This window comes from Nonomuraea sp. WAC 01424 (assembly GCF_003947315.1).
Lineage (GTDB): Bacteria > Actinomycetota > Actinomycetes > Streptosporangiales > Streptosporangiaceae > Nonomuraea > Nonomuraea spiralis.
On sequence record NZ_QHHZ01000004.1, the window covers coordinates 234,288 to 243,778 of the forward strand.

Sequence of the window (9,491 nt, forward strand, 5' to 3'; positions counted from 1 at the left end):
GGCGACCCCGGCAGGGCGGGACCGTCCGCCTCGCCCGGCGGGTGTCCTCACGTCCACGCGCCGGCGCGGGACCCGGCCGGGCTCCGGCGCCGGACTCTGGAGGATGAAGGTGAGGGGGAACGTCATGTCGATCGAAGTCAAGGACGTCATGGGCCGGGTGGCCATCGCGGTGCCGGCGTACGCGTCGTTCGCCGACGTCGTGGCCGCGATGAAGCGGTTCGCGGTGGGCGCGGTCACCGTGATCGACGCCGACCGGCGGCCGGTGGGGGTGATCTCCGAGGACGACCTGCTGGTCAAGGAGAGCGACCCGGTACGGCACAGCGTGTCGATCTTCGAGTCCCGCGACCGGCGCGCGGAACACCACAAGGCCGCCGCGGTGAACGCGGCCCAGCTCATGACCTCACCGGCGATCACCGTCACGCCCGGCACACCGCTCCGGGACGCGGCCCGGCTGATGCACGACCACCGCGTCAAGCAGTTGCCGGTGATCGACCCCGTCACCGGCCGCATCGCCGGCACTCTGCACCAGCGGGACGTCCTTCGGGTCTTCACCCGCCCGGCCGGCGAGCTGGAAGCCGAGATCAGAGCCGTGCTCCCGGACCCCGAGCGGTTCTCCGTCGTGGTCGATCGCGGAGTCGTGACGATCGGCGGCCGGACCGGGACGAGGTCGCAGGCCATCGCCGTCACCGAGGCGGTCAGGGCGGTCGAGGGCGTCATCGACGTCGTGTCCGAGCTGACCTGCGTCAAGGACGACCTCGTCGTCGTCCCTCCGCTGCTGTAGGACCAAGGTCATTCGGCCCCGGGCCGTACGGCACTGAACGCCGCCGCCCCCGGCCGATGGGATGGAGGTGAGACAGGAACGTAGGACAGCACGGAAGGAAGGCCCGCCATGGCCACCACCATTCACCGGCCAGTGACGCACACCCACGTGGTCAAGGCGGCGCGGACCCCCGCCGACTACGTCTGGGCCGTCGCCCGGATCGCGCTCGGCTGGATCTTCCTGTGGGCCTTCCTGGACAAGACGTTCGGCTGGGGCCTGGCCACCCCCGCCGCCAAGGCGTGGATCAACGGCGGCAGCCCGACGACCGGCTTCCTCAAGGGTGCCGGTGAGAACGCGTTCGGCGGCTTCTTCTCAAGTCTGGCCGGACAGGCGTGGGTGGACTGGCTGTTCATGGCGGGCCTGGCCCTCATCGGCCTGGCGCTCGTCCTCGGGATCGGCACCCGCGTCGCCGCGGGCGCCGGCACCGCCATGCTGCTGCTCATGTGGGCGGCCGGGCTGCCGCTGGAGACCAACCCCTTCGTGGACGACCACATCGTGTACGCGCTCGTCCTCGTCGGCCTGGCCCTCACCGGGGCCGGTGGCACCCTCGGGCTCGGCGGCCTGCCCGTCGTCCGGCGTACCCCGTGGCTCAAGTGACCGGCCCGGCCCCCGTCGAAGGAGAAACCATGATTCTCGTGGGAGTGGACGGCTCGCGGGCCGGGCTCGAAGCCGTGGTCTGGGCGGCGCGGGAGGCGGCGCTGCGTGACGTGCCGCTGACCGTGGCGCACGCCCTGCCGCGCTGGGCGTACGAGACGGAGACCGGCCGCTTCGCCGAGGTCGCCGCCTGGATGCGCGAGGGCGGCCGGTCCGTGCTGGCGGCGGCCGAGGAACGGGCCCGCGCGGACCGGCCGGAGATCGGCCTGCGGACGACGTTCCTGCCCGACGACCCGCGCGCCGCCCTGATCGAGGCCGCGCGCGACGCCGACCTGCTGGTGGTCGGGAGCCACGGGCTCGGCGGGGTACGCGGGGCGCTGGTCGGATCGGTCGCCTACGGGGTGGCCGGGCACGCGCCCTGCGACGTCGTCGTGGTTCGCCCGCCCATCTCGGCACCGGCCCGCGAGATCGTCGCCGGCGTCGACGGGGCCGCGGCCTCGCCCCGGGTGCTGGAGTTCGCGTTCGCCGAGGCGGCGCTGCGCGGTGCCCGGCTGCGGGTCGTCCGCGCCAAGGACCACCGGAGCGGGTACGACCCGGCGGATCCCGGCGGGACGGACGCGCTGAAGGAGACGCTCGCCGGCCTGCGGGCGCGGCACCCCGGCGTCCCCGTCGTCGAGGAGCTGGTGCACGGGCATCCGGTCGAGGCGCTGCGGGAGGCCGCGGCCGGCGCGGAGCTGCTGGTGGTGGGCTCGCACGGGCACGGCACGTTCGCCGGGCTGGTCCTGGGCTCGGTCAGCCACGCGCTGCTGCACCACGCGCCGGGCCCGCTGGCCGTGGTCAGGACACCACGATGACCGCCGGGCCGCGCCCCCACGCGGGCGGATCGACCTGCCGAGACGACCGAGAATGAGTGTCATGACACGTGCTGCGTACATTGCCGCGGGTGAGGCGGGAAGCAACAAGGGGACCGTCGCCCTGGGCCTGGTCGAGTTGCTGTCCCGCCAGGTGGAGAGTGTGGGGGTGTTCCGGCCGGTGGTACGGGCGGGCCGCGAGGACGGCCTGATCAACACGATCCGGAGCAGGTTCCAGCTCGCCCTGCCCTACGAGGCGTGCGCGGGTGTCACCTACGACGAGGTGCACGCCGACGCCGACCGCGCGGTCGGCGAGGTGGTGGCCCGCTACCGTGCGCTGGCCGGGCGGTGTGACGCGGTCGTGGTGGTCGGCACCGACTACACCGACGTGGGGGCGCCGACGGAGTTCGAGTTCAACGCCAGGCTGGCGGCGAACCTGGGCACGCCGGTGGTCAACGTGGTGAGCGGCCGGGGCCGGACCGCCGCGCAGATCGCGGCCGCGGTCGAGTTGTCGTCCAGGGAGCTGGCGCAGCACCACGACCAGGAGCTCGCGGTCGTGGTCACCAGGGCCGCCGAGGGCCTGACGATCGCGCATCCGGCGCCGGTGTTCGTGTTGCCGGAGACCGCCTCCCTGCGTGCGCCGACCGTGGCCGACCTGCTCGACGCGTGCGAGGGCCGGTTCTTCCTGGGCGAGCGCGACGGGCTGGGACGGGAGGCGAGCACGCTGATGGTGGGCGCCATGTCGCTGCCCAACATCCTCGACCGCCTCACCGAGGGGGCGGCGGTGATCATTCCGTCCGACCGGGCCGCGGCGCTGCTGCCCGGCCTGATCGCGGCGCACACCACGCCGGGCTTCCCCGCCCTGTCGGCCGTCGTGCTCACCGGCGGCACGGACCTGCCGGCCCCGGTCGAACGGCTGCTGCGCGGCATGGCGATCCCGCTGCCGGTGATCGCCACCGACCACGACACCTTCGACACCGCGACCCGCCTGTCCTCGGTGGAGGGCCGCTTCACCCCGGAGGCGACCGGGAAGATCGACACCGCGCTGCGGCTGTTCGCCACCCACGTGGACGGCCCGCTGCTGCTGGAACGGCTGGACATCGCCAAGACCGACGTCGTCACCCCGCTCATGTTCGAGTACGAGCTGCTGGACCGGGCACGGGCCCGGCGCAGGCACATCGTGCTGCCCGAGGGCGAGGAGCCGCGCATCCTGCGCGCGGCCGACATCCTGCTGCGCCGCGACGTGGCCGAGCTCACCCTGCTCGGCGACGAGGAACGTATCAGGGTGCAGGCCGCCCAGCTCGGCCTGGACCTGGACGCGGCCAGGGTGCTCAGCCCGTTCGACGCGGAGCTGCGCGAGCGGTTCGCCCGCGCGTACGCCGAGGCGCGGGCGCACAAGGGCATGACCGTCGCGCTGGCCCGCGACACCGTCACCGACGTCTCCTACTTCGGCACGCTCATGGTGCACACCGGCATGGCCGACGGCATGGTCTCGGGCGCGGCGCACACCACCGCCCACACCATCAGGCCGGCGTTCGAGATCCTGCGTACGGGCCTGGTCTCCAGCGTGTTCTTCATGTCGCTGGCCGACCGGGTGCTGGTGTACGGCGACTGCGCGGTCAACCCCGATCCGAGCGCCGAGCAGCTCGCCGACATCGCGATCGCCTCGGCCGGCACCGCGGCGCGGTTCGGCGTCGATCCGCGGATCGCCATGTTGTCGTACTCGACCGGGGCCTCCGGCGCGGGCGCCGACGTCGACAAGGTCCGCGCCGCCACCGAGCTGGTCCGCGAGCGCCGTCCCGACCTCCAGGTGGAGGGGCCGATCCAGTACGACGCCGCGGTGGACCCGTCCGTGGCCCGGGTGAAGATGCCCGGCAGCCAGGTGGCCGGGCGTGCCACCGTGTTCGTGGTGCCCGACCTGAACACCGGCAACAACCTGTACAAGGCCGTCCAGCGCAGCGCCGGGGCGGGCGCGGTGGGCCCGGTGCTGCAAGGGCTGCGCAAGCCGGTCAACGACCTGTCCCGGGGCGCCACGGTGGCCGACATCGTCACCACCGTCGCCGTCACGGCCGCGCAGGTGCACGACGACGAACCGGGCCTGCCCGGGGAGCCGCTGGAACTGGCGGACCGCCGCTAGACCGGACGGACCCCGCTCAGGGCGAGCACACCGCCAGCGTCTGGCGGGCGATCTCCCCCTCCTCGTCGGTGGGGACGACCAGGACCGCCACCTCGGCGCCGGGCGGGGACACCGTACGTTCCCCGGCCGGCGCCGACCCGTTGAGCTCGGGGTCCACGGTGATGCCGAGCCGGTCGAGCCCGGCCAGCGACTCCGCCCGGGTGGCCGCGTCGTGCTCGCCCACTCCGCCGGTGAACACGATCGCGTCCACCCGGCCGAGCAGCGCGTAGTAGGCGCCGACGTACTTGCGGACGCGCCGGGTGTAGACCTCCAGGGCCAGGCGGGCGTCGGCGTCGTCGCGGGCGCGGACCTCGCGCATGTCGCTGGTCCCGGTCAGCGCGAGCAGGCCGCCGCGGTGGGTGAGCGCGTGTTCCACCTGCCGGGCGTCCAGGCCGCGCGTCCGTTCGAGGTAGCCGGCGAGGGCGGGGTCGACGTCGCCGGAGCGGGTGCCCATGACGAGCCCTTCCAGCGGGGTCATGCCCATGGAGGTGTCCACGCTGCGCCCCCCGGAGACGGCGGTCGCACCGGCGCCGTTGCCCAGGTGCAGCACGATGAGGTTGAGCCCGGACGGGTCGCGGCCGAGCAGTTCGGCGGCGCGGCGGGAGACGTAGGCGCAGGAGGTGCCGTGGAAGCCGAAGCGCCGCACTCCCCACTCGCGCGGCACCGCGTACGTGTACGCCTGCGGCGCGAGCGTGCGATGGAAGGCGGTGTCGAACACGGCGACCTGCGGCACCTCGGGGAACGTCTTGAGCGCGAGCCGGATGCCGGTCAGGTTGACCGGGTTGTGCAGCGGCGCGAGCGGGGCCAGCTCCTCGATGGCGGCGACGACCTCGTCGTCGATGAGCACGGCCGCGCCGAACCGGTCGCCGCCGTGCACGACGCGGTGCCCGACCGCGACGGGGTCCAGCGCCGGCCCGGCGGCGGCGAACGCCTCCAGCATCGCCTCCAGCCCGACGCCGTGGTCCGGGAACGGCCGGTCGCGCACGTACGGCCGCCCGTCGCCGCCGACGTGGGTGAGCCGCCCCCACTCCTGCCCGATGCGTTCGACGAGGCCCTTGGCCGAGCGTTCGCGGGTGTGCGGGTCGATGAGCTCGTACTTGATGGAGGAGGATCCCGTGTTCAGCACGAGAATGGGGTCGGCCATGTCGGAGAGCCTATTCAGTCGTGATCAGCCGCCGGTGACGAGGTAGGACACCGGATGTCCGCCTCCACCCTCCTTGAGAACGGCGGCGGGCACGGCGGCCGAAGGGCACCCACATCCGGGACCAAGGTCATCACGCGCGCCTACGGTGTGCGCCTGACCACCTGACGGGGGCCCGCCGGCCGGGGCGGGTCGGCCGCGTCGAGCAGCGACTGCACGACCGGGATGGTGTCGCGGCGGCTGTGCTCCACGTGGGCGAAGGCCAGGGCGGCGGCCAGGTCGGCCTGCCCGGACGAGATCGCCCGGTAGAGCTCGGCGTGCTCGTGGTGGAAGTTGACCTGGTCGCTCTCGGGCACGATGTAGAAGAGCCGGTTGACCCGGCCGAGGATCGGCGCCATGAGGTCCTGCAGCAGCAGGTTGTCCGAGAGCGTCAGGATCGCGGCGTGGAAACGCGAGTTGGTGGCCGACAGCAGCACGCCGTCGTTGGCGGCGACGGCCCGCTCCGCCTCGTCGAGGATCTCCCGGAGGATCTCGGCGGACGCGCCGCGCCCGCACTGCTCGGCCGCGAGCCGGGTGGCCAGCACCTCCAGCGAGCCGCGTACGTCGTAGAGCTCGTTGACGTCGCGGACGGTCAGCGAGGCGACCACCGCGCCGCGCCGGGGCAGGCTGCGGATGAACCCCTCGCTCTCCAGCCGCGGGAACGCCTCGCGGATGGGGATGCGGGAGATGCCGAGCTCCTCGGCCACCGCCCGCTCGCGGATGCGCGCGCCCGGTTTGTAGGTGCCGTCGATGATCCGCTCGCGCACCCACTCGTAGGCCAGCTGGTCGAGGGAGAGCCCGGGTGTGTCGACCGGCTCCCCCTCGGCAGTCGGCGGTCGTTCTCGCTCTGGGATGGACACCCTCAACCTCCGTGCTCCGGCGACTCATTCTAGGCATGATCGGGCCGCGCCCGCCCAGCCCTTCTCCAAACGTGATCTCGAGTTTGGTATACAACAACGACGTAACAAGCCCCAACAACCGTGACAAACGTGATCCTGTCTGCGACTGTGTATGCCATCAGCGGAGCTGAGAGGATCGATGTGAGTCAAACGACCCTTCGGAACGGACGCCTTTGTAACGGCGACCTCGTCGACATCGAGATCGTGGACACGGTCGTCCGGGACATCCGGCCGGCCGGATCCCAACCGGTCACCGGCCCGTCCGAGGACCTGGACGGGCGGCTCGTCCTGCCGCCGCTCGTGAACGGCCACGCCCACCTCGACAAGACCTTCTTCGGCGGGGAGTGGCAGCCGCACGTTCCCGGTGGCGGCGTCCGGGAACGCATCGAGCTGGAGAAGGCCCGCCGCGCCACGCTCGGCCACACCGCCGACGAGCGCGCGTTCGGCCTGGCCCGCACAATGGTCGAGTACGGCACCGGCACATTAAGGGCGCACGTCGACATCGACCCCGACGTCGGGCTCGACGGGCTGAAGCGGATGCTGCGGCTCCGCGAGACGTTCGCCGGCTACCTGGACGTACAGATCGTCGCCTTCCCCCAGAGCGGGATCGTCTCGGCGCCCGGCGTCGCGGACCTGCTGGAGGAGGCGATGCGCCTCGGCGCGGACGTCGTCGGCGGGCTTGACCCCCGTTCCATCGACGGCGACCTCGACGGCCATCTCGACGCGGTCTTCGCGCTGGCGGACCGCCACGGCGCGGGGATCGACCTCCACCTGCACGAGGACGGGCCCGCGGCGCTCACCGAGTACCGGGCGATCGTCGGCCGGGTCGCCGCGTACGGGATGCGGGGCTCGGTCACGCTCAGCCACGCGTACGGGCTGGGCCGGCTGGGGGAGCGCGACTTCGACGAGATCGCCGCCGCGTTCGCCGAACAGCACATCTCGATCATGACCAACGGGCCTGCCGGCCCCGTCCCGCCCGTGCTGGAACTCGTACGGCGGGGCGTCAATGTCTTCTCGGGCACCGACAACATCCGCGACAGCTGGTGGCCGTTCGGCTCCGGGGACCCTCTGGACGTGGCGCGAACCGTCGCGTACCGGAACAGCCTGTTCACCGACGAGGACCTCGACCTCGCCCTCGGCTTCGTGACCGACCGCGCGGCGGCCGCGCTCGGCGTGCCGGACCACGGCCTGCGCGCCGGCGGCCCGGCCGACCTCGTGGTGGCCGGCGCCCGCCACGCGGCCGAAGCCGTCGCCGCTCCGCCCCTGGGACGCGACGTCATGCGCGCCGGCCGGTGGGTCTCGCGCAGCTCTCTCACCACGCGATCGGACGTCCCCAGCCCGATCGCCTGACCCCCCACACAACCCCCCTTGCACATCTGAGGAAGGAACCCGACATGAAAGGTCGCGCTGCACGGCGAGCCATTCTCGCGGTCCTTTGCGTAACGACGGCGTCGGCCCTGTCCGCGTGCGGACTGTCCGCGCCTTCGACGAGCGGCAACGCCGGAGCGAAGGCGGACACCATCGTGGCCGCCGGCCAGGCCTCGCTCGAAACCCTCGACCCCCTCCAGTCGTCCAACGCCGACAACGACATCTTCATCGCCGCCTTCTACGACCGGCTGGTCGGATTCGACTCCAACTCGAAGATGATCCCCAAGCTGGCCTCCTCCTGGGAGTTCAACTCCGACGCGACGGCCGTGACCCTGACGCTGCGCGACGACGTGGTCTTCCACTCCGGCAACAAGCTCACCGCCGAGGACGTGAAGTACAGCCTGGACCGGGCCAAGCGGATCGCCTCGGGAAGCGTCGCCTTCATCCCCTCGTACGCGTCCTCGAAGGTCGTCGACGACACCCACGTCACCATCACCTTCACCCGGCCGAGCGTCAGCTTCCTGGCCGGTCTCAGCTACCTCTACATCGTCGACTCCAAGGTCGTGCGGAGCAACGAGGGCGCGGACGACGCCCAGCAGTGGCTGGCCACGCACGACGCGGGATCCGGCCCGTACGTGCTGAGCGGCTACAAGGCGAACCAGGAGGTGGGCCTGTCCCGGTACGACAAGTACTGGGCCACGGACGCCCGCCGCCCGCAGAACGTCGTACTCCGCATGATGAACGAGAGCAGCCTGCTCAGGGACGAACTCCTCACCGGCAATGTCGATCTCGGCTGGGGCCTGGCGCCCCTCGACGTCAAGCAGCTCAGCGGCAAGGCCGGCCTGGAGGGCTACTCGATGCCCTCGACGCGCGTGACCCTCGCCACGATGAACACGCAGGGCAAGGTCACCCGCGACCCGCGCGTACGCGAGGCGATCCAGCTCGCCTACGACTACGAAGGCCACATCAAGACCGCGTTGCAGGGCTCCGGCGAGATCGCCCGCAGTGTCATCCCCCGGGGCATGGACTGCGTCTACGACGGCCCGGCGCCGGCCCGCGACGACGCCAAGGCCAAGCAGCTCCTCGGCGCGGCGGGCGCGGCCGGGGCGACGGTGTCGATCGCCTACGACCCGGCGGTCCCGGAGTTCAAGCTCGCCGGGACGCTGCTGGAGAACAGCCTGCGCGAGATCGGCCTCGTGGTGAAGGTCAAGACGGCGACCTTCCCCCAGTACATGCAGATGATCTCGGCTCCGGCGACCACCCCGGACCTCGCGATCTCGTGGGACTTCGCGCCGTTCCCCGACGCCGGCTCCGTCCTGGACCGTAGCTGGAACTCCAAGGCGATCGGCCAGACGAACGGCGCACGCTACGACAACGCGAAGGTCGACAGCCTGCTCGCGGCGGCCTCGACCGCCAAGGACCAGGCGGCGGCCTGCGAGGCGTACGTGGACGCGCAGAAGCAGATCGTGGCCGACCACGCCGCCGTCTACATCGCCTGGCCCACCGTGAACGGCGCCAGGAACGGCAAGCTCGCGCCGCTGCCGTACACGCCCACCAGTCCGACGTTCGACGTCGGCCGGCTGCTGCTGGCGAAGTAGCCGGA

The 9,491-nt window shown here is 72.2% G+C and carries 8 protein-coding genes; 6 read left to right on the forward strand and 2 right to left on the reverse strand.

Annotated features, from left to right (window positions below; genetic code table 11):
• Positions 1-124: 124 nt before the first annotated feature.
• The 4 genes from DMB42_RS13345 to pta all read left to right on the forward strand — a co-directional run bounded on the left by DMB42_RS13345 (position 125) and on the right by pta (position 4,402).
• Positions 125-781 (forward strand): CBS domain-containing protein, encoded by a 657-nt coding sequence (locus tag DMB42_RS13345; RefSeq protein WP_125634261.1) that lies wholly within the window; start codon positions 125-127, stop codon positions 779-781.
• Positions 782-889: 108 nt separating this feature from the next.
• Positions 890-1,417, forward strand: coding sequence for a DoxX family membrane protein (locus tag DMB42_RS13350; protein WP_125634263.1), 528 nt, complete (start codon positions 890-892; stop codon positions 1,415-1,417).
• Between the two features lie 29 nt (positions 1,418-1,446).
• Positions 1,447-2,268 carry a universal stress protein gene (locus DMB42_RS13355; protein ID WP_185844630.1) on the forward strand — a complete coding sequence of 274 codons (822 nt, stop codon included), beginning with the start codon at positions 1,447-1,449 and terminating at the stop codon, positions 2,266-2,268.
• A gap of 61 nt (positions 2,269-2,329) precedes the next feature.
• A complete protein-coding gene (gene pta, locus DMB42_RS13360) occupies positions 2,330-4,402 on the forward strand; it encodes a phosphate acetyltransferase (RefSeq protein WP_125634265.1) in 2,073 nt (690 codons plus the stop codon).
• 16 nt (positions 4,403-4,418) lie between these two features.
• On the opposite strand, the gene DMB42_RS13365 is transcribed toward pta, so the two are convergent.
• Both DMB42_RS13365 and DMB42_RS13370 read right to left on the reverse strand, forming a co-directional pair.
• A complete protein-coding gene (locus DMB42_RS13365) occupies positions 4,419-5,585 on the reverse strand; it encodes an acetate/propionate family kinase (protein ID WP_125634267.1) in 1,167 nt (388 codons plus the stop codon).
• Between the two features lie 140 nt (positions 5,586-5,725).
• Positions 5,726-6,481 carry a GntR family transcriptional regulator gene (locus DMB42_RS13370; RefSeq protein WP_185844631.1) on the reverse strand — a complete coding sequence of 252 codons (756 nt, stop codon included), beginning with the start codon at positions 6,479-6,481 and terminating at the stop codon, positions 5,726-5,728.
• 180 nt (positions 6,482-6,661) lie between these two features.
• Here DMB42_RS13370 and DMB42_RS13375 point away from each other — a divergent pair, with 180 nt between their 5' ends.
• Complete coding sequence (locus DMB42_RS13375) at positions 6,662-7,870, forward strand: amidohydrolase (protein ID WP_221762127.1); 1,209 nt, start codon at positions 6,662-6,664, stop codon at positions 7,868-7,870.
• A gap of 173 nt (positions 7,871-8,043) precedes the next feature.
• Positions 8,044-9,486: an ABC transporter substrate-binding protein gene (locus DMB42_RS13380; RefSeq protein ID WP_185844632.1), complete on the forward strand. Its 1,443-nt coding sequence runs from the start codon at positions 8,044-8,046 to the stop codon at positions 9,484-9,486.
• The last annotated feature ends 5 nt before the right edge of the window (positions 9,487-9,491 follow it).